The following is an 18,223-nucleotide window of genomic DNA, read 5'->3' on the forward strand; positions in this document are numbered from 1 at the left end:
CGCCGAGCACCTCACCGCCGAACCGTCACCGGTGGCTGCGCCGATCGGTGAACCGGGAAGCGTGGATGCCGTCGTAGAGGCGCATCCACGGCGCGATCTCGTCCGCGCCGCAATCGGGCACGCACCACCCGCGGTACTTGCCGGAGGGGCAGTAGCAGCCCCGCGGGTAAGCCTTGACCAGCGTCCGCTCGGGCATCGCGGCGCGCGACCGGTGGACGACGGGTCCCTGCGCGCCTACGACCGCATCGACCGTGCCGAGATCGAGCAGATCAAGAACCACGTGTTCGAGGACCTGCACCCGTTGGAAGGCGTCGACGGCGGCACGGTGATGGCTCGCTTCGACCCCAACCCCGACATGGCGGAGGCGTGGCTGAGGTTGCGATCAGGGCGGGCGCAACCATCGGACATCGCCCTGCTCGAACACGAGCTCGCCGAGGCGCGATACTGGCAGCAGAACCCGAACGCCTCGTACAAGGACGCTCACGCGGCGGCCAACGAAGTGTCGCGGTGGGAGACCCGGATCCCACCCGCGTCCGATGAGGACTACAGCAGGCCTTGGAGGTGATCGCGTTGGCGATGCTCGTGTACCTGGACAAGGAAAGCGAAACCGAAGCCGAGGCGCGCTACCGGTTCCACACCGACGGCGGCGCGGACCGCTACCTCGTGCTGGACAAGCGGTCGGAGGTGATCTCGCCCGACGACGGCAACCGCGATGGCGTGTTCCGCGCCGCGGCCACCAAGCTGGCCAGGACCTGGCTCAGCACCGGGTCGGCGCCGGACCGGCTGATCCACCAGAGCTGACAGCCCGACGGTCGTGGTGCGACACCGCGAGCAGCCGCAGCAGCACGAACAGCACGGCGGCTCCGGTGAGGGCGGTGCCCAGGTGGGGCTTGTCGGTGGCCACGACCGGCACTATCGCAGCTCCGGCTACCCTTGACCGAGTTGCACAATCCCGCACGAAGGAGTACCGACCGCCGTGAGCGAGCGCACCCTGGTCCTGGTCAAGCCCGACGGCGTCAGCCGCGGCCTGGTCGGCGAGGTCATCTCCCGCATCGAGCGCAAGGGCCTGCACCTGGCCGCGCTGGAACTGCGCACCGTGGACCGCGCGACCGCCGAGCAGCACTACGCCGAGCACGACGGCAAGCCGTTCTTCGCCGACCTGGTCGAGTTCATCACCGGCGGCCCGCTGGTCGCCATGGTGGTGGAGGGCACGCGGGCGATCGCGGCGTTCCGCCAGCTGGCCGGCGGCACCGACCCGGTCGAGAAGGCCACCCCCGGCACGATCCGCGGCGACTTCGGCCTGGAGGTCCAGTTCAACCTGGTCCACGGCTCGGACTCGCCGGAGTCGGCCGAGCGCGAGATCAAGCTCTGGTTCCCGAACCTCTGAGCTGACCCGTGCCGACGGCCCGGACGCCCCAGCGGTGTCCGGGCCGTCGGTGTGTCGGGACTAACCGCCGACCGCGGCACGCACCGGTGACGAGCCGAGACCACCCGCGGCCGAGCCGTGCAGCACGACGCCCTCGCGGTGGCCCAGCGGCAAGTACATGCGCACGTCGTCGAACCGGAAGTCCCCCACCGCGATCACGTTCGGCAGGCGGCCCCACTCGCGGAAGCCCAGGCTCTCGTACAGCTGGATCGCGCCGTGGTTGTTCCCGCGCACGCCGAGCGTCAGCATCTCCAACCCCGCCGCACGCGCGTGCTCGACGACCGCGCCCAGGAGCCGCGCGCCCAGCCCGAGCCCACGTGCCGCCGGGTGCGCGGTGACCCGCCGCACCTCGGCCATGTGCTCGAACACCTCGCTCTCGGACCGCCGCCACGTCGCCGTGCCGCGCAGCACGCCGTCCACCCGCGCCACGACGAGCGCACCGTCGGAAGGCGACGCGAGCACGCTGTCCAGCCACGCGTCGGTCTCCGCGCGCCCCGGCGGTTCGCGCCAGCCGATGGCGCCACCGGCGGCCACCACGGCGTGCAGCACCTCGTGCACCTCGGACCGAAGTCGTTCGTCGGCCGCCACCGGCCAACTCAGCTCGATGTCCACGGCGCCACCCTAAAACGGTTCCGAGAATGTCGGACCCCGCCGCTAACGTGACGAACGTGACCCCCACCCTCGTCCACGCCAACGGCCTGACCAAGCACTTCGGCTCCTTCGAAGCCGTCCGGGGCATCGACGTCGAGGTGAGCAAGGGCGAGGCGTTCGGCTTCCTCGGCCCCAACGGCGCGGGCAAGTCCTCGACCATGCGGATGGTGTCGTGCGTGTCACCCCGCACCGGTGGCGACCTGCGGGTGCTGGGCCTGGACCCGGACACCGACGGCCCGAGGATCCGCGCCCGCATCGGCGTCGTGCCGCAGCAGGACAACCTCGACACCGAGCTCACCGTCCGGCAGAACCTCCAGGTCTACGGCCGCTACTTCGGCCTGTCCCGGGCCGCGGTGCGCGAGCGCGCCGTCGAGCTGATGGACTTCGCCCAGCTCACCGACCGCGCCGACGCCGAGGTGGAGCCGCTGTCGGGCGGCATGAAGCGGCGGCTCACCATCGCCCGCTCCCTGGTCAACGACCCCGACCTGCTGCTGCTCGACGAGCCGACCACGGGCCTGGACCCGCAGGCGCGCCACCTGCTGTGGGACCGGCTGTTCCGGCTCAAGCAGTCCGGCGTCACGCTGATCATCACCACGCACTACATGGACGAGGCCGAGCAGCTGTGCGACCGGCTGGTGGTGATGGACGGCGGTCGGATCGCGGCCGAGGGCTCGCCGTCCGAGCTGATCCGCCGCTACTCGACCAAGGAGGTGCTCGAGCTGCGCTTCCCGCCGGGCGAGCAGAGCGCCGACGAGGTGCGTGACCTGGCCGAACGGGTCGAGGTGCTGCCCGACCGGGTCCTGCTCTACACCCCCGACGGCGACGCGGCGCTGGCCGCGGTCCACGCGCGGGGCGTGCGGCCGGTGTCCAGCCTGGTGCGCCGCAGCACGTTGGAGGACGTGTTCCTGCGCCTGACCGGCCGGACGTTGGTGGACTGAGATGAGCGCGCACGTCGTCGGCTCGTGGCGCGCCGCGCTGATCGCGGTGGAGCACCACTGGACCTGGTACCGCCGCAACTGGCGGGCCACGGTGATCTCGAACTTCTTGCAGCCCGTGCTGTTCCTGCTGGCCATGGGCATCGGTTTCGGCTCGCAGGTGCGGGAGGGCGCGGCCACCGGCGGCTACCCGTACCTGGTGTTCCTCGCGCCCGCCCTGCTGGTCGTCACCGCCGTGCAGAACGCCATGTTCGAGTCCACCTGGGTGGTCTTCTCGGCGTTCAAGTGGCAGCGCACGTACCTGGCGACGGTGTCCACCCCGGTCACGCCCGCGCAGGTGCTCAACGGCCAGCTGCTGTGGATCGCGCTGCGCCTGGCGGCGGGCACCGCCGTGTTCCTGGGCATCGCCGTGGCCCTGGGCGCGATCACCAGCCCGTCGGCGGTGCTGGCCGTGCCGTTCGCCACGCTGGCGGGCATGGCGTTCAGCGCGCCCGTGGTCGCCTACTCCGCCACCAGGGAGAAACCGGACTCGTTCAACGCGATCTTCCGCTTCCTGCTGCTGCCGATGACCCTGTTCACCGGCGCGTTCTTCCCACTGGCCCAACTGCCCGGCTGGGTGCACCCGCTGGCCTGGCTCACCCCGGTCTGGCACGGCATCGAGCTGGCCCGCGGCGCGACGTTCGGCACCCTGCGCCTGCTGCCCGCCCTGGGCCACGTCGCCTACCTGTCGGCCCTGCTCGCGCTCGGCGTCGTCCTGGGCCGCCGCTACTTCCACCGGAGGCTGGCCGTATGACCAACGAGACCTCCACGACCGACCTGGTCGAGCCCAGCCGGCCGGTCACGCCGCGCACCGGCGCGGGCCTGCTGCTGCGGGTCGTGCCGCCCGGCCTGTACGCGGGCCGCGCGCACGTCCTGGTCGAACGCTCGTACCTGGTCAGCAGGCGTGGCTGGATGTCGGTGATCTCCGGCTTCTTCGAGCCGCTGTTCTTCCTGTTCTCCCTCGGCTACGGCCTGGGCCAGCTGGTCACCACGGTCGACGGCCCCGGCGGGCCGATGCCGTACGCCGTGTTCGTCGCGCCCGCCCTGCTGGCCGCCTCGGCGATGAACGGCGCGGTGTTCGAGGCGACGTTCAACCTGTTCTTCAAGTTCAAGTACGCCAAGACCTACGACGCCGTGCTGGCCACCCCGCTCGGCCCGGTCGACATCGCCCTCGGCGAGGCGGCCTGGTGCCTCATCCGCGGCGGCCTGTACTCGGCCGGCTTCATCGTGGTCATGCTCGGGTTCGGGCTCATCGGCTCGCCGTGGGCGCTGCTGGCGCTGCCCGCGTGCCTGCTGGTCGCGCTGGCGTTCGCGGCGGTCGGCATGGCGGCGGCGACCTACCTGCGCTCGTGGCAGGACTTCGACCTCGTGCAGCTGGCCGTGATGCCGCTGTTCCTGTTCTCGACCACGTTCTACCCGCTGTCGGTCTACCCGGGGTGGTTGCAGACCGTGGTCCAGTGGACACCGCTCTACCACGCGATCGAGCTGATGAGGGCCCTGACCACGGGTTATGTCGGCTGGGGCGCGTTGACGCACGTCGCGTACTTCGCGGTGATGGTGGTCGTGGGGGTGGTCGTCGCCGCACGCAGGCTCGGCAAGTTGCTGCTGACCTGACCTGGTTGAACACTGGACGAACCCCGAGTACCGGAGGTCGTCATGGACGTCATCGCACTCATCGGCCGGATCCTGTTCGTCTTCCTGTTCTTCGGCTCCGCGATGGGCCACCTCACGCAGACCGAAGCCATGGCCGGCTACGCCGCGTCCAAGGGCGTCCCGTCGGCGAAAGCCGCCACGTTCGGCAGCGGCGTGCTCATGGTCGTCGCCGGGTTGATGCTGCTCCTGGGCGTGTGGGCGGATCTCGGCGCGCTGCTGCTGGTGCTGTTCCTGCTGCCGACGGCGTTCCTCATGCACAACTTCTGGAAGGAGACCGACCCGCAGACCAAGCAGGTCGAGATGATCCAGTTCAACAAGGACGTGGCCCTCGCGGGCGGCGCGTTGATGTTCTTCGGCCTGTACGCGGGCCCGGGGTCCGAGCTGGGCCTCACCATCACCGGACCGCTGTTCTGACGCGTGCGGGCACTGCCGTTACCCTGGTCGGCGTGAGTGTCGAGTCGGTCTTCCCCGCCCTGGAACCCCTGCTGCCGAGGGTGTCCAAGCCGGTGCAGTACGTCGGCGGGGAACTCAACGCCACCGTGAAGGACTGGGACGCCGCCGCGGTGCGGTGGGCGTTGATGTACCCGGACGCCTACGAGGTGGGGCTGCCCAACCAGGGCGTCATGATCCTGTACGAGGTCCTCAACGAGCAGCCGGACGTGCTGGCCGAGCGGACCTACGCGGTGTGGCCCGACCTCGAGAAGCTGATGCGCGAGCACGGCGTGCCGCAGTTCACCGTCGACGGGCACCGGCCGGTCGGCGCGTTCGACCTGCTCGGGGTGAGCTTCGCGACCGAGCTGGGCTACACGAACCTGCTCAACGCGCTCGACCTGGCCGGCATCCCGATCCACGCCGCCGACCGCACCGAGGACCACCCCATCGTGGTGGCGGGCGGGCACGCGGCGTTCAACCCGGAGCCGATCTCGCCGTTCGTCGACGCGGCGGTGCTCGGCGACGGCGAGGAAGCCGTCCTGGAGATCACCGACATCGTCCGCGCGTGGAAGGCCGAGGGCCGTCCCGGCGGTCGGGACGAGATCCTGACCAGGCTCGCCGAGACCGGCGGCGTGTACGTGCCCCGGTTCTACGACGTCGAGTACCTGCCCGACGGCCGCATCCAGCGCGTGGTGCCCAACCGCGAACGCGTGCCGTACCGGGTGTTCAAGCGGACCACGATGGACCTCGACGCGTGGCCGTACCCGAAGCAGCCGCTGGTGCCGCTCGCGGAGAGCGTGCACGAGCGGATGAGCGTGGAGATCTTCCGCGGCTGCACGCGCGGCTGCCGGTTCTGCCAGGCGGGCATGATCACCCGCCCGGTGCGCGAGCGGTCGATCGAGGGCATCGGCGCGATGGTGCAGCGCGGCCTGGAGGCGACCGGGTTCGAGGAGGTCGGCCTGCTGTCGCTGTCCAGCGCGGACCACTCGGAGATCGCCGAGATCACCAAGGGCCTCGCCGACCGCTACGAGGGCACGAACACCAGCCTGTCGCTGCCGTCGACCCGGGTGGACGCGTTCAACATCGACCTGGCCAACGAGCTGTCCCGCAACGGCCGCCGCTCGGGCCTGACGTTCGCGCCCGAGGGCGGCAGCGAACGCCTCCGCCGCGTGATCAACAAGATGGTGTCGGAGGAGGACCTGATCCGCACGGTCAGCGCGGCGTTCGGCGCGGGCTGGCGGCAGGTGAAGCTGTACTTCATGTGCGGTCTGCCCACCGAGACCGACGACGACGTGGTCCAGATCGCCGAGATGGCCAAGAACGTCATCCGCGCGGGCCGTGAGGTGTCCGGCCGCAAGGACGTCCGCTGCACGATCTCCATTGGCGGGTTCGTGCCCAAGCCGCACACGCCGTTCCAGTGGGCCGCGCAGTGCGACCCGGAGACCGTGGACAACAGGCTGCGCCTGCTGCGCGAGGCGGTGAACTCCGACCGCTCGCTCGGCCGCAACATCGGCATGCGCTACCACGACGGCAAGCCGTCGCTGATCGAAGGGCTGCTCTCGCGCGGCGACCGGCGCATCGGCCTGGTGATCGAACGGGTGTGGCGCGAGGGCGGCCGGTTTGACGGCTGGTCCGAGCACTTCTCCTACGACCGCTGGGTCGCGGCGGCCGAGGCCGAGCTGCCGCCGTTGGGCGTGGACCTGGCCTGGTTCACCACGCGTGAGCGCGAGGAGCTGGAAGTCCTGCCCTGGGACCACCTGGACTCGGGCCTGGACAAGGAATGGCTCTGGGCGGACTGGCAGGACGCGCTGGACGAGCGCGAGCAGGACGACTGCCGCTGGACGCCGTGCTTCGACTGCGGCGTGTGCCCGGCGATGGGCACCGACATCGAGGTCGGGCCGACGGGGCGGACGCTCCTGCCGATCTCGCCGGTGGGCAAGGGCTCCCCGGTGCGCAACCCGGAGCTGACGGCCCGGAGCTGACGGCCTGGGGTCGACGGCTCACGGGCAGGCAGTTCACGGGTGGGCTTCGGCTGCGTCGACCCGGATCGCGCGCATCGGGCACACGCGCGCCGCCGCACGCACCTGCGGCGCCTGGTCGGCGTCCGGGTTGCGCGCGTAGCGCAGCCGCCCGTCGTCCAGCACCCGGAACACGCCCGGCGCCTGCGCCTGGCACAACGCGTAGTGCCGGCACCGCCCGTGGTCGACCGCGACCCGGACACCGGCGGGCTCGTCCCGGACCGGTGGCGGTGGCGGTGGCGGCGGATCGGCCTCGACCACACCGATCCGCACCAGCACCCGCGGCGGCAGGAACCGCAGCACGGTCAGCGTGACCGCGGGCATCAGCACGGTTATGCCACCCAGCCACACCACGGCGACGTGCCCGCTCGCCGAAGCTCCCAGCCACGCGTGCATCGCGCCGAGCCACACGCCCACGTACGCGAGCCGGTGCACGCGCAGCCAGTCGCGGTAGAACACCGTGCGCTGCAACGCGGCCGTCACCGACGCGGCCAGCATGAGCTCCAGCCCGACCACGCCGAGCGCGTGCCGCACCTCGCCGCCGCCGACGAGCGGCACGAGCAGCTGGTAGGCCGCCAGGGAGCCGTTGTCCAGCAACAGGAACGACACCGCGTGCGACACGGCCAGGACCACCGCGAACGTCGCCAGCACCTGGTGCGTGGCGCGCAACGCGGCCCGGCCGGTGATCCGGCGGACCCAGCCGGTGGCGGTGAGCACGCCCCAGCACGCGGCCAGGCACATCGCCACGTACGCCAGCCGACCGGACAGCGCGGCGACCTCCCACACCCCGACGTCGTGTCCCGAGACCGCGAGCACCACGTGCACACCCCCTGTTAATGGCGTGGTACACCCTCTGAAGAGGAACTACGAACGTCGGGTGCGACGGTTCACTGAAGGTTCAATCAAGACATGTGATCTACATCACATGATAGATCTCCGGTGACTCCGGCGGTGATCCCGAGTTGTAGTACCTTCGCGGAAGTCTCATTCGCCCCGCCGCGCGTGAACTCCGGGAGGTCGATTGCCCATGAATTCAGCGGGCAGTGTCGGAATGGGTGGCGAGCGGTCCGGTGAAGAACTCGTCACCACGCTGTACGAGCAGTTCAAAGGTGGGTTGTACGCCCACGTGCTCGGCCTGACCAACCGTGATCGGCAGTGGGCCGAGGACGTGGTCCAGGAGACGTTGATCCGTGCGTGGCAGAACGCCGAGACGCTGGTCCGCGACCCGCGGATGCTGCGCGGCTGGCTGCTCACCGTGGCCGGGAGGATCGTCATCGACGGGTGGCGCACGAGGCGGGCCAGACCCCGCGAGGTGGAGCTGACCAGCCCGGACACCGTCGAGGTGCCGGATCAGACCGAGCAGCGGCTGTCCGTCATGGTGCTCAACGACGTGATCGGCAGGCTGGGCGAGGAGCACCGCGCCGCGATCTACGAGACCTACGTGCGCGGTCGCACGGTGCGTGAGGCGGCGGTGGTGCTCGGCATACCGGAGGGCACCGTGAAGTCGCGGGTCTACACCGCGATGAAGATCCTCCGCCGGGCGTTGCGGGAGTGGCACTGAGAAAGGTCGTCACCGGTCGACCGGAAGAAATTCGACGAGCACGGCGCGCGCATTCTTCGCGAGGCCGCCGAATCGGCTCGCGGGAAGTTGGGACTCGATTCTTCTCGACGTCCGGCGTCGCGTCTCTACGGAGGGCACCGAAGGAAATTCCGCGACCGCCATCGCGATCCTTCGGTACCGAAGGGACTGGACAGGCGTCCTACCGTGGTGGTCGGCGATCCACCGCCCCGGCTGCGCCGCAGCAGATCGGAGCTCTCCGGTGACGGCATCGAACCCGACCGTGCCCGGCCGGGACCGCGAACTGCGCGCCGCCCGCTCGGCGCTGCGGGACGTGCTCGCCGGCCGGACCACGAGCCTGCTGGTCACCGGTGAGATCGGCATCGGCAAGTCGGCCCTGCTGCGCGCCATCGCCGACGACGCGCGCGACCTCGGCTTCACGGTGGCGACCGCGACCGGGGCACGGCTGGAGAGCGACCTGCGCGGCGGCGTGATCACCAGGCTGGCGCAGGGCCTGCACGACGGCCCGGCCGAGCCGCTGGACTGGTTCCACCGCGTGGTCCTGGCCGCGCTCGGCCGCGGGCCGCTGCTGCTGGCCGTGGACGACGTCGACCTGTCCGACAGCTGGTCCCTGCGCTGCCTGGCGTTCGTGCTGCGCCGGGTCGCCGACCGGCCGTTGGCGGTCCTGCTGGCCGCCACCACGGGCCAGTCGCCGGTCGGCGAGGTGACGCTGCCCGAACTGGTGGCCGCGCACCACGAGCACGTCGAGCTGACCGGCCTGGACGTGCCGGCGGTCGCCGCGCTGGTCGGTGACGCGCCCGCGGCGGCCTGCCGCGAGGTGACCAGGGGCAACCCCAAGCTGCTGCGGGCGTTGGCCGGGCAGTTGCGGCCCGGCGCCACGGCGGCCGACGTGCACGCGCTCGGCTCGGCGAAGATCGGCGCGGCGCTGCGGGTGCGGCTGGGTCGTTACGAGGGCGCGTCGGAGGTGGTGCGCGCGGCGGCCGTGCTGGGGGAGGACGCGACCGTGGGCCGGCTGGCCGCGATGGCGGACGTCGAACCCCGGCGCGCGCTGCGGCTCATCGACGGCCTGGTGCGGCTGTGCGTGTTCCGCGACGACCACGTCCTCGGCTTCGCCCACGCGTACCTGCGCAACGCCGTGCTGGCCGATCTGCCGGTCGCCACCAGGGCCGCCGACCACGCGCGCGCCGCCGTGCTGCTGAGGGACGAGGGCGCGCCCGATCGGCGGATCGCCGAACACCTGCGCGGAGCGCGCGCTGTGCCGCTCCCGTGGGGTGTGGAGATCCTGCGCCGCGCGGCACGGGAGGCGACCTACGACGACCGCCTGGACGCCGCGCAGGACTACCTGGAGCGAGCGCTGGAGGAACGCCTGTCCTCCGACGAACGGCTCGCCGTGCAGCTCGAACTCGTGCACATCACGTTCCTGGTCGACCCGGCCGCGGGCATGGACCGGCTCCGGGACGCGCTGGCGCACGCCGACGACGCCCGCTCCGCCGCCGGGCAGGCCGTCACCATGCTGCTGCGGCTGTGCAGCGGACCGGAAGCCCGGCTGGCGGTGTCCATCGGCCTGCAACTGGTGTCCCGCCTCACGTCGCAGGAGCACGACGAGTCGTGGGAGCTGCGGGTCCTCGCCTACCTGGCCAGCGCGGGCAACAACGTCGGCCTCGCGTTGCGCGCCAGCACGTTCACCGACGAGCTGGAATCGGAGGTGCCGCGCTCGCCGAGGCTGCGGCAGGTCCACTCCGCGTTGCTGTCGCTCGGGCACGCGTTGCGCGGCGAGTCGGCCGAGGACGCCGTCCGGCACGCGGCCGAGGCGTTGGCAGGCGACCGGGTCGACGTGTTCGTCCAGCCGTTCGTGTTCACCGTCAGCACGTGCTTCATGGCCGACGCGCCCGACCTGTCCGAGCGGTTCCGCCGCATGATCGGCAGCGAGGCCGAGCCGCACGACTACCACCTGCGCAAGGGCACCGTCGTGTCGATGGCGCACGGCATGGACTTCCTCGCCCGCGGTGACCTGGTGCGCGCCAAGACGTTCCTCAAGTGGCAGCTGCGGCTGTTCGACGAGCTGGGCGCGGTCGCGGTGTGCCCCATGGCGATCCTGTGCGCGGCCAGGCTGGCGGAGGTGCTGGTCGACCTCGGCCGGTTCGACGAGGCCCGGGACCTGCTGGCGCGCCACGGTTTCGCCGACGAGCTGCCCGAGCTGTTCCAGCACAACGTGACGCTGTTCGCGCGGGGCAGGCTCAAGCTCGCCACCGACGACCCGGCCGGGGCGCTCGCGGACCTGCTCGAGTGCGGCCGGAGGCTCACCGCGTCCAAAGTAGACAGTCCGGCGGTCCTGCCGTGGCGGTCCTCGGCCGTGCGGGCGCACCTGGCGCTGGGACGACGTGAGGCCGCCGCCCGGCTGGCCGCCGAGGACCTCGCCCGCGCCAAGCGCTGGGGCACGCCCCGGGCCATGGGCGCCGCGCTGGTCTCGGTCGGGCTCACCACCGACGACGAAGCCGCCACCCGGGCGTTGCTCAAGGCGGTGGACTACCTGACAGGATCGGTCGCCCGGCTGCTGCACGCCGAGGCGTTGCTCGAACTGGGCGCCCGACTGCGCCGCCGCGGCCAGGCCGAACGCGCCATCCCGCACCTGCGGCTGGCCGTCGAGCTCAGCGCCCGGTGCGAGTCCAAGCCGCTGATCCGCCGTGCCGCGGCGGAGCTGCGCGCGTGCGAGCCGGCCACCGCGCACGGCACCGCGCACGGGCTGACGAAGCAGGAGACCCGCGTCGCCGGCATGGCCGCGCAGGGCCTGACCAACCGGCAGATCGCCGAAGCCCTGTTCCTCACCCGTCGGACGGTCGAGCTGCACCTGTCCGGCGCCTACCGCAAGCTCGGCATCGCCGGTCGCGCGGACCTGGCCGGCGCGTTGCGCCGCCACCAGGACCAGTACTCCGCCTGACCTACTCCCGCACGGCGGCGAGCGCGTCGACCATGCCGTGGCCGTAGAAGCCGTTGTACTCCGAGTGGCCCGTGCAGAACGCGTCCTGCACGCCCGTGCCGTTGAGGTCGTAGTCCGGCGGGCACGGCACCGTCTCCGCCTGCGCGTTGAGCATCTTCGACAGGTCCAGCGGGGTGGCGCCGGGGTGCGAGGACGCGAGGAGCGCCGCCACCCCGGACACGTGCGGCGCGGCCATCGACGTGCCGCACGAGTAGTCGTACCCGGCGGCCGGCACGGTCGACAGCACGCACCCGCCCTGCCCGTCGTCCGGCGCCTGCCTGCGGTCGCCGCCGGGCGCGGTCACGTCCACCGCGCCGAGCCCGTAGGAGCTGTACCCGGCCTTCACCTTGTCCGCGCCCACCGACGACACCGCCACCACGTTGCGCAGCTGCGCCGGCAGCACCAGGCACGTGTTGTCCACCGGCCGCGGCTTGACGTCCTCCGGCGCGGCGTTGGTCGGGCTCAGGACGTCCCGGCCCGGCTTGGTCAGGTCGGCCGCCGCGTTGCCCGCCGCCGCCACCGTCAGCACGCCGCGGCCGGACGCGTGGTCCACCGCCCGCCGCACCGCCTCGTAGACCACGGACTGGCCCTGCTCGTCCTGGCAGGTGAACACCCACGGGTCGATGAAGTAGCTGTTGTTGGTGATGGTCATGCCCCGTTCGGCGGCCCACATGAACCCGCACACCGCGTACTCGGGGTAGATGAACCCGGCGTCGTCCACGACCTTCACCGATGCGATCCGCACGCCCGGCGCCACCCCCGTCGTGCCGAGGCCGTCGTCGGCCGCCGCGACCGTGCCCGCGACGTGCGTGCCGTGCCCGGACGTCGTCGGCGCCCACGCGGCGGGTGACGGGTCCGCCACGCCGGTCGTGCAGCCGGCGGACAGCGCCGGGTCCAGCGCGCCGACCAGGTCGGGGTGCGTCGGGTCGATGCCCGAGTCGAGCACGCCCACCACCACGTCCCGGCTGCCCGTGCTCACCGCGTGCGCCTCGGCCGCCCGGATCAGGTCCATGTCCCACTGCTCGGCCGTGCGGTCCGCCGTGCCGCCCGCGGCGCGCGCTCCGGCCGTCTCGTCGTCCTTCTTCTTCTGCCTGGCGGGTGCGCCGTTGCGCTTCGACAGGCCGTCGGCCTGCGCGCTGTACGCCCGGTCGGGGCCGATGTGCCGCCCGAACCGGGGGTCCGGCGAGACGGCCACGGCCACCGCGATCTGCGGGTAGTAGTGGGCGGTCGTGCCGCACGCGGCGGTGATCTGGGCGTCGGCCAGCGGCGCGCTGGTGCCGGGGGCGAACACGACCAGGTAGCGCAGCGTCGGACCGGGCTGGACGCAGTCGACCGCGGCGGCCCGCGTCTCGGGCTCGGCCGCGGCCGCGGTCACCGAGAAGCAGCCGGACGCGAGCAGCGCCGCGCTGACCGCGACCGCTTGGGCGCGGCGGTGCAGAGGCACGGGGGACCTCCAGGCTGGACCGGTGACGGGGGAGCCGTCGAGCCGACGTCAGGGCGAACCGTCGATCGGAGTGCTGGTGCCGGACCGTAGCCAGACCGGGCGGAGCAGACAAGCGCAACGGTGCCGAACAGGTCCAAGGTACCGTCCTCGTGGAGTAGGAGCGTGGACCGTCGGGGTGCTCACCCCGTCGCGGGCCACCCGGCACCCAAGGGGAGTAGCACTGAGCCGCCAGCAGCAGCCCAACCCGTCGGCCGCACCTGTGCAGAAGCTCCGACTGCGCTACGCCAAACGCGGTCGGCTGCGGTTCACGTCACACCGTGACATCGCGCGCACGTTCGAGCGCGCGCTGCGTCGGGCAGGCGTCCCCATGGCCTATTCCCAGGGCTTCAGCCCTCACCCGAAGGTGTCATGGGTCGGCGCGGCGCCCACGGGCGTGGCGAGCGAGGCCGAGTACGTCGAGGTGTCCGTCGTCGACCAGGTCGACCCGGAGGCGCTGCGGACCGCCTTGGACGCCGTGCTGCCGCCCGGGTTGGACGTGCTGGAGGTCGTCCAGTCCGCCGGCGGCACGCTGCCCGAGCGGATCGAGGCCAGCGCGTGGCGGGTCGAGCTGCCCGGCGTGTCGCCCGAAGAGCTGACCGAAGCCGTGACCGCGCTGATGGGCTCGGCATCCGTCGAGGTCGAGCGGCTGACCAAGGACGGGAAGAAGATCGTGGACGTGCGGCCGGCGATCGTGTCGGCCGAGGTCGAGGCGCATTCGAGCGACGCCGGACACGATGCACGAGATTTGTCACAGCCGTGTGGGATACTCATGACGGTCGTACGGCAGACAACCCCTACCGTGAGGCCCGACGACGTGCTGAGTGCGCTCCGAGTCGTCGCCGACCTGGTTCCGCCGGTCCCCGCGAAGGCGACCCGGATGGCGCAGGGGCGGCTGGACGATGAAGGCGGCCTGGTCGACCCGCTTGCCCTGGACAGGGCGGCGGAGGTCTGACCGGGTGGTGTCGGAGCGGCGCTGACGGCGTCGTCGAAAGTGTTATAGGACCTGCTGTGCCGCGTGCCCCACGGGTGCGCGCCACAGCGCGAGGCAAGGATTCCCGCCGCCAGCCGCGGCGGTGAGTGGACAAGAGAGGCCCCTGCGCGGCCGCGTCGGTTGGGACGCGCCCGGGGGCGGAGGAGCTGCATTGTCGAACACGGAAAAGCCTGCCGGCGCCGCCGGCGGGGGTAACGCCACACCCGGACACCCGGATCTGGCGGACCTGCCCGCCAAGCTGCGGGTGCACGCGCTGGCCAAGCTGCTCGGCGCGAGCAGCAAGGACGTGGTGGCCGCCCTCGCCGACCTCGGTGAGACGGTGAAGGGCGCGCAGTCCAGCGTGAGCCGCGATCTCGCGCTCAAGGTCGCCGAGAGCCTCCTGAACTGGGACGACATCGTCACCGGGGAGGTGGACGAGCAGACCGAGGAACCGGTGCGGGTGGCCCGCGAGGTCGCGCCGCTGGTGCCGCTGTTCGCGCCGCCGTCCGCGGTGTTCCTGCCGCCGACCCCGGTGGTCAAGGAAGCCCCGGTCAGTCGGGACGAGGACCTCGACGAGACCGAGGAAGACACCGACGAGCACGCAGCCGCCGACGACGCCGGCGACGAGGGCGAAGGCCGCCGCCGCCGCCGTCGTGGCCGCCGTGGCCGCGGTCGCGGCAAGGGCGTCGGCGACGAGAACGGCGACGACGAGAACGGCGAGGAGCAGGCCGAGGCGGTCGAAGCCGAGGCCGAGACCGCCGACGAGGCGTCGGCCGAGGACGAGGGCCCCGGCAGCCGCCGCCGTCGGCGTCGCCGTCGCCGCAAGACCGGCGCCGACGAAGAGGCCGCGCCGAGCGAGGACGACCCGCCGAACACGGTCGTCCACGTCCGCGAGCCCAGCCGCGACGCCCGTGACGACAAGGCCGACTCCGAGGCCGCGCAGAACGAGGTGCGCAGCGTCCGCGGGTCGACCCGGCTCGAGGCCAAGCGCCAGCGCCGCCGTGACGGCCGCGAGGCCGGTCGCCGCCGTGCCCCCGTGCTGTCCGAGGCCGAGTTCCTGGCTCGCCGCGAGGCCGTGGAGCGCACGATGGTGGTGCGCGAGCGCGGCGACCGCACGCAGATCGGCGTGCTGGAGGACGGCGTCCTGGTCGAGCACTTCGTGACCTCGTCGGGCACCGGCTCGCTGGTCGGCAACGTCTACCTCGGCCGGGTGCAGAACGTGCTGCCCTCGATGGAGGCGGCGTTCATCGACATCGGCCGCGGCCGCAACGCGGTGCTGTACGCGGGCGAGGTCGACTGGGACGCGGCCGGCCTCGAGGGCAAGGCCCGCAAGATCGAGCAGGCCCTCTCGACCGGCGACAGCGTGCTGGTGCAGGTCACCAAGGACCCGGTCGGCCACAAGGGCGCCCGGCTGACCACCCAGATCAGCCTGCCCGGCCGCTTCCTGGTGTACGTGCCCGGCGGTGGCGCGACCGGCATCAGCCGCAAGCTGCCCGACAACGAGCGCAAGCGCCTCAAGGACATCCTCAAGCGCGTCGTCCCCGAGGACGCGGGCGTCATCATCCGCACCGCCTCGGAGGGCATCGCCGAGGAGGAGCTGGCCCGCGACGTCACCCGCCTGCAGGCGCAGTGGCAGGTCATCAAGGACAAGGCCGACACGCCCAAGGCCCAGGCCCCGCAGCTGCTGTACGAAGAGCCGGACCTGCTGGTGAAGGTCGTGCGCGACCTGTTCACCGAGGACTTCGCCGCGCTCGTCGTCCAGGGCTCGGACGCGTGGGAGACCATCGACGGCTACGTGCGGCACGTCGCGCCCGACCTCCAGGAACGGCTGCGCAAGCACGTGGGCACCAGCGACGCGTTCACCGAGTACCGCATCGACGAGCAGCTGCTCAAGGCGCTGGACCGCAAGGTCTGGCTGCCCTCGGGCGGCTACCTGGTCATCGACCGCACCGAGGCGATGACGGTCATCGACGTCAACACCGGCAAGTTCACCGGATCGGGTGGAAACCTCGAGGAGACGGTGACCCGGAACAACCTGGAGGCGGCCGAGGAGATCGTCCGCCAGCTCAGGTTGCGCGACATCGGCGGCATCATCGTGATCGACTTCATCGACATGGTGCTGGAGTCGAACCGCGACCTGGTGCTGCGCCGGCTGACCGAGTGCCTCGGCCGTGACCGCACCCGCCACCAGGTGGCGGAGGTGACGTCGCTGGGCCTGGTGCAGATGACGCGCAAGCGGGTCGGCACCGGCCTGCTGGAGGCGTTCTCGACGACCTGCGAGCACTGCCGCGGGCGCGGCCTGGTCGTGACGACCGAGTCGATGCACGCGCACGGCAACGGCGGCGGTGGCCAGCAGCAACAGCAGCAGCAGCAGCCGTCGCAGCAGCAGGGCGGTGGCCGCAAGTCGCGCCGCGCCAAGCACGCGGAGACCCCGGAGCCCGTGGCCGAGCAGACCGTGGAGCCGACCGAGGAGCCCGAGGCGATCGCGGAGCAGCCGGCGTCGGTCGAGCCCGTGTCCGCCGTGGTGGAGGAGGAGGCCGCGCCGGAAACCCCGAAGCGCGACCGCCGCCAACGCCGCCGGGCCCGCCGCGAGGCCGGTGCGGTCGTCAAGCACGGCGACGAGTTCGCCGCCACGCCGACGAGCCCTGCCGCGGGCGCGGACACGGCGGTCGCGGAGCCGGTCTCCGAGCCCGCCCAGGCGGCCCCGCCCGCCGAGCCCGCCCCGGTGGAGCCCCCGGTCGAGGCGGTGGCCGAGGTGCCCGTCGAGGAGCCGGTCGCCGAGCCCGCCGAGGCCGCTGCCGAGCCCGAGCCGGAGCTGGACGTCGAGACGCCGTCGGCGCCGGTCGCCGCGGTCGAGACCCCGTCGGCGCCGGTCGAGGCGCCCGTCAAGACGGGGCGGACCCGCCGGCGGGTGACCAAGCCCGCCATGGTGCCCGAGCCCGTCACCCCGCCCGTCGCGGTGGCGCCGGTGGAGGTCCCGCCGGTCACCCGGCCGAGCGACTCGACTCCGGCCCCGGTCGCCGAGCAGGCGGTCAACGGCCACGTCGAGCCGAACGCGCCCGCGGTGACCACGCGTCGCCGCACGGCCCGCCGTGCCGCCTCCCGGCCCGCCGGGCCGCCGCTGGACGGGGTCAAGGAGAGCTGACCCGACGCCTCGCCGGAACCGCTGCGCAGCCCGTCTGAGCAGCGGTTCCGGCGTTTCCAGGTCGGTACGCCCACCCCGGTTTGACCACGCCGTCCACCGCCACGTAACCTGATACGCGGCCCGCCGTCCGGTGGGCCCTGTCGCGTGAAGCCCAGCTCGCTCGTTATCAGTGCAGCCGAGGCGCGCGCGATCCCGTCCCGTCGAGTAGCAGGAGACTTCCGTCCCGATGTACGCGATCGTCAAGACCGGCGGCAAGCAGTACAAGGTGGCTGTCGGCGACGTCATCGAGGTCGAGAAGCTCGAAGGCGAGCCGGACACCGAGATCACCTTCGCGGCGCCGCTCCTCGTTGTGGACGGCGATGACGTCACCTCCGCGGCGGACGCCCTGGCGAAGTTCTCGGTGACCGGCAAGGTCGTCGAGCAGACCAAGGGCCCCAAGATCCGCATCCACAAGTTCAAGAACAAGACCGGCTACCACAAGCGCCAGGGTCACCGCCAGAAGCTGACCCGCGTCGAGGTCACCGGCATCACCGGTAAGTGAGGATCTGACTAGCCATGGCACACAAGAAGGGCGCCTCCAGCTCCCGCAACGGCCGTGACTCCAACGCCCAGTACCTCGGCGTCAAGCGGTTCGGTGGTCAGGTCGTCAAGGCCGGTGAGATCCTGATCCGCCAGCGCGGCACCAAGTTCCACCCCGGCGTCAACGTCGGCCGCGGCAAGGACGACACGCTGTTCGCGCTGTCGGCCGGTGCGGTCGAGTTCGGCACCAAGCGCGGTCGCAAGACCGTGAACATCGTCCCGGTCGAGGCTGCTGCTTAAGCGCCTCGGGCGACGACGGAACGACCTCCGACGAGGGGCGGGACCGGTGCATTCCGGCTCCCGCCCCTCGTTGCTTCTTTAGGAAAGGAAGTCCCC

At 72.0% G+C, this 18,223-nt stretch carries 18 protein-coding genes; 14 read left to right on the forward strand and 4 right to left on the reverse strand.

The window, feature by feature from the left end; all coding sequences use genetic code 11:
* Positions 1 to 25 precede the first annotated feature (25 nt).
* On the reverse strand, positions 26 to 196 hold the full coding sequence (locus ABTZ99_RS12360; RefSeq protein WP_499610905.1) for a hypothetical protein: 171 nt from the start codon (positions 194 to 196) through the stop codon (positions 26 to 28).
* 15 nt (positions 197 to 211) lie between these two features.
* Here ABTZ99_RS12360 and ABTZ99_RS12365 point away from each other — a divergent pair, with 15 nt between their 5' ends.
* The 3 genes from ABTZ99_RS12365 (at position 212) to ndk (ending at position 1,387) form a co-directional block, all read left to right on the forward strand.
* On the forward strand, positions 212 to 565 hold the full coding sequence (locus ABTZ99_RS12365) for a hypothetical protein (protein WP_498778319.1): 354 nt from the start codon (positions 212 to 214) through the stop codon (positions 563 to 565).
* 5 nt (positions 566 to 570) lie between these two features.
* On the forward strand, positions 571 to 801 hold the full coding sequence (locus ABTZ99_RS12370) for a hypothetical protein (protein WP_498778320.1): 231 nt from the start codon (positions 571 to 573) through the stop codon (positions 799 to 801).
* Positions 802 to 976: 175 nt separating this feature from the next.
* Positions 977 to 1,387 (forward strand): nucleoside-diphosphate kinase, encoded by a 411-nt coding sequence (gene ndk / locus ABTZ99_RS12375; RefSeq protein WP_366198952.1) that lies wholly within the window; start codon positions 977 to 979, stop codon positions 1,385 to 1,387.
* Positions 1,388 to 1,447: 60 nt separating this feature from the next.
* On the opposite strand, the gene ABTZ99_RS12380 is transcribed toward ndk, so the two are convergent.
* The gene (locus tag ABTZ99_RS12380) at positions 1,448 to 2,038 is read right to left on the reverse strand and encodes a GNAT family N-acetyltransferase (protein ID WP_498778321.1); all 591 of its coding nucleotides are present in this window, start codon (positions 2,036 to 2,038) and stop codon (positions 1,448 to 1,450) included.
* Positions 2,039 to 2,064: 26 nt separating this feature from the next.
* On the opposite strand from ABTZ99_RS12380, the gene ABTZ99_RS12385 reads away from it, so the two are divergent.
* Genes ABTZ99_RS12385 through ABTZ99_RS12405 form a run of 5 tightly spaced genes read left to right on the forward strand, consistent with a single transcriptional unit; the run spans position 2,065 to position 7,118 of the window.
* Complete coding sequence (locus tag ABTZ99_RS12385) at positions 2,065 to 3,015, forward strand: ABC transporter ATP-binding protein (RefSeq protein ID WP_498778322.1); 951 nt, start codon at positions 2,065 to 2,067, stop codon at positions 3,013 to 3,015.
* A gap of 1 nt (position 3,016) precedes the next feature.
* The gene (locus ABTZ99_RS12390) at positions 3,017 to 3,805 is read left to right on the forward strand and encodes an ABC transporter permease (RefSeq protein ID WP_498778323.1); all 789 of its coding nucleotides are present in this window, start codon (positions 3,017 to 3,019) and stop codon (positions 3,803 to 3,805) included.
* A complete protein-coding gene (locus tag ABTZ99_RS12395) occupies positions 3,802 to 4,665 on the forward strand; it encodes an ABC transporter permease (protein ID WP_498778324.1) in 864 nt (287 codons plus the stop codon). The genes ABTZ99_RS12390 and ABTZ99_RS12395 overlap by 4 nt, the downstream gene beginning before the upstream one ends.
* Positions 4,666 to 4,707: 42 nt before the next feature.
* Positions 4,708 to 5,118, forward strand: coding sequence for a DoxX family protein (locus ABTZ99_RS12400; RefSeq protein WP_498778325.1), 411 nt, complete (start codon positions 4,708 to 4,710; stop codon positions 5,116 to 5,118).
* A gap of 32 nt (positions 5,119 to 5,150) precedes the next feature.
* Positions 5,151 to 7,118 (forward strand): TIGR03960 family B12-binding radical SAM protein, encoded by a 1,968-nt coding sequence (locus tag ABTZ99_RS12405; protein ID WP_498778326.1) that lies wholly within the window; start codon positions 5,151 to 5,153, stop codon positions 7,116 to 7,118.
* Between the two features lie 33 nt (positions 7,119 to 7,151).
* Here the strand turns inward: ABTZ99_RS12405 and ABTZ99_RS12410 are convergent, their stop codons facing one another.
* Positions 7,152 to 7,973, reverse strand: coding sequence for a ferredoxin (locus tag ABTZ99_RS12410; protein WP_499610912.1), 822 nt, complete (start codon positions 7,971 to 7,973; stop codon positions 7,152 to 7,154).
* A 232-nt stretch (positions 7,974 to 8,205) separates the two neighbouring features.
* On the opposite strand from ABTZ99_RS12410, the gene ABTZ99_RS12415 reads away from it, so the two are divergent.
* Both ABTZ99_RS12415 and ABTZ99_RS12420 read left to right on the forward strand, forming a co-directional pair.
* Entirely contained in the window at positions 8,206 to 8,715 is a 510-nt protein-coding gene (locus ABTZ99_RS12415; RefSeq protein ID WP_498778328.1) for a sigma-70 family RNA polymerase sigma factor, read from the forward strand.
* A gap of 259 nt (positions 8,716 to 8,974) precedes the next feature.
* A complete protein-coding gene (locus ABTZ99_RS12420; protein ID WP_499610915.1) occupies positions 8,975 to 11,671 on the forward strand; it encodes a LuxR C-terminal-related transcriptional regulator in 2,697 nt (898 codons plus the stop codon).
* A gap of 1 nt (position 11,672) precedes the next feature.
* On the opposite strand, the gene ABTZ99_RS12425 is transcribed toward ABTZ99_RS12420, so the two are convergent.
* The gene (locus tag ABTZ99_RS12425; RefSeq protein WP_498778330.1) at positions 11,673 to 13,154 is read right to left on the reverse strand and encodes a S8 family peptidase; all 1,482 of its coding nucleotides are present in this window, start codon (positions 13,152 to 13,154) and stop codon (positions 11,673 to 11,675) included.
* 259 nt (positions 13,155 to 13,413) lie between these two features.
* Here ABTZ99_RS12425 and ABTZ99_RS12430 point away from each other — a divergent pair, with 259 nt between their 5' ends.
* The 4 genes from ABTZ99_RS12430 to rpmA all read left to right on the forward strand — a co-directional run bounded on the left by ABTZ99_RS12430 (position 13,414) and on the right by rpmA (position 18,127).
* On the forward strand, positions 13,414 to 14,145 hold the full coding sequence (locus ABTZ99_RS12430) for a TIGR03936 family radical SAM-associated protein (protein WP_498778331.1): 732 nt from the start codon (positions 13,414 to 13,416) through the stop codon (positions 14,143 to 14,145).
* Positions 14,146 to 14,335: 190 nt separating this feature from the next.
* On the forward strand, positions 14,336 to 17,308 hold the full coding sequence (locus ABTZ99_RS12435; RefSeq protein ID WP_499610918.1) for a translation initiation factor IF-2 N-terminal domain-containing protein: 2,973 nt from the start codon (positions 14,336 to 14,338) through the stop codon (positions 17,306 to 17,308).
* A gap of 226 nt (positions 17,309 to 17,534) precedes the next feature.
* Positions 17,535 to 17,849 carry a 50S ribosomal protein L21 gene (rplU, locus tag ABTZ99_RS12440; RefSeq protein WP_053722830.1) on the forward strand — a complete coding sequence of 105 codons (315 nt, stop codon included), beginning with the start codon at positions 17,535 to 17,537 and terminating at the stop codon, positions 17,847 to 17,849.
* A gap of 14 nt (positions 17,850 to 17,863) precedes the next feature.
* The gene (gene rpmA / locus ABTZ99_RS12445) at positions 17,864 to 18,127 is read left to right on the forward strand and encodes a 50S ribosomal protein L27 (protein WP_498778333.1); all 264 of its coding nucleotides are present in this window, start codon (positions 17,864 to 17,866) and stop codon (positions 18,125 to 18,127) included.
* Positions 18,128 to 18,223 lie beyond the last annotated feature (96 nt).

The organism is Actinosynnema sp. NPDC002837 (assembly GCF_040295345.1).
Taxonomy (GTDB): Bacteria; Actinomycetota; Actinomycetes; order Mycobacteriales; family Pseudonocardiaceae; genus Actinosynnema.

Bases quoted from the DNA above. Each gene is read 5' to 3' on its own strand.
- ABTZ99_RS12360 (WP_499610905.1), bottom strand. From the start codon at position 196: ATGCCCGAGCGGACGCTGGTCAAGGCTTACCCGCGGGGCTGCTACTGC.
- ABTZ99_RS12385 (WP_498778322.1), top strand. From the start codon at position 2,065: ATGTCGGACCCCGCCGCTAACGTGACGAACGTGACCCCCACCCTCGTC.
- ABTZ99_RS12390 (WP_498778323.1), top strand. From the start codon at position 3,017: ATGAGCGCGCACGTCGTCGGCTCGTGGCGCGCCGCGCTGATCGCGGTG.
- ABTZ99_RS12395 (WP_498778324.1), top strand. From the start codon at position 3,802: ATGACCAACGAGACCTCCACGACCGACCTGGTCGAGCCCAGCCGGCCG.
- ABTZ99_RS12400 (WP_498778325.1), top strand. From the start codon at position 4,708: ATGGACGTCATCGCACTCATCGGCCGGATCCTGTTCGTCTTCCTGTTC.
- ABTZ99_RS12415 (WP_498778328.1), top strand. From the start codon at position 8,206: ATGGGTGGCGAGCGGTCCGGTGAAGAACTCGTCACCACGCTGTACGAG.
- rplU (WP_053722830.1), top strand. From the start codon at position 17,535: ATGTACGCGATCGTCAAGACCGGCGGCAAGCAGTACAAGGTGGCTGTC.
- rpmA (WP_498778333.1), top strand. From the start codon at position 17,864: ATGGCACACAAGAAGGGCGCCTCCAGCTCCCGCAACGGCCGTGACTCC.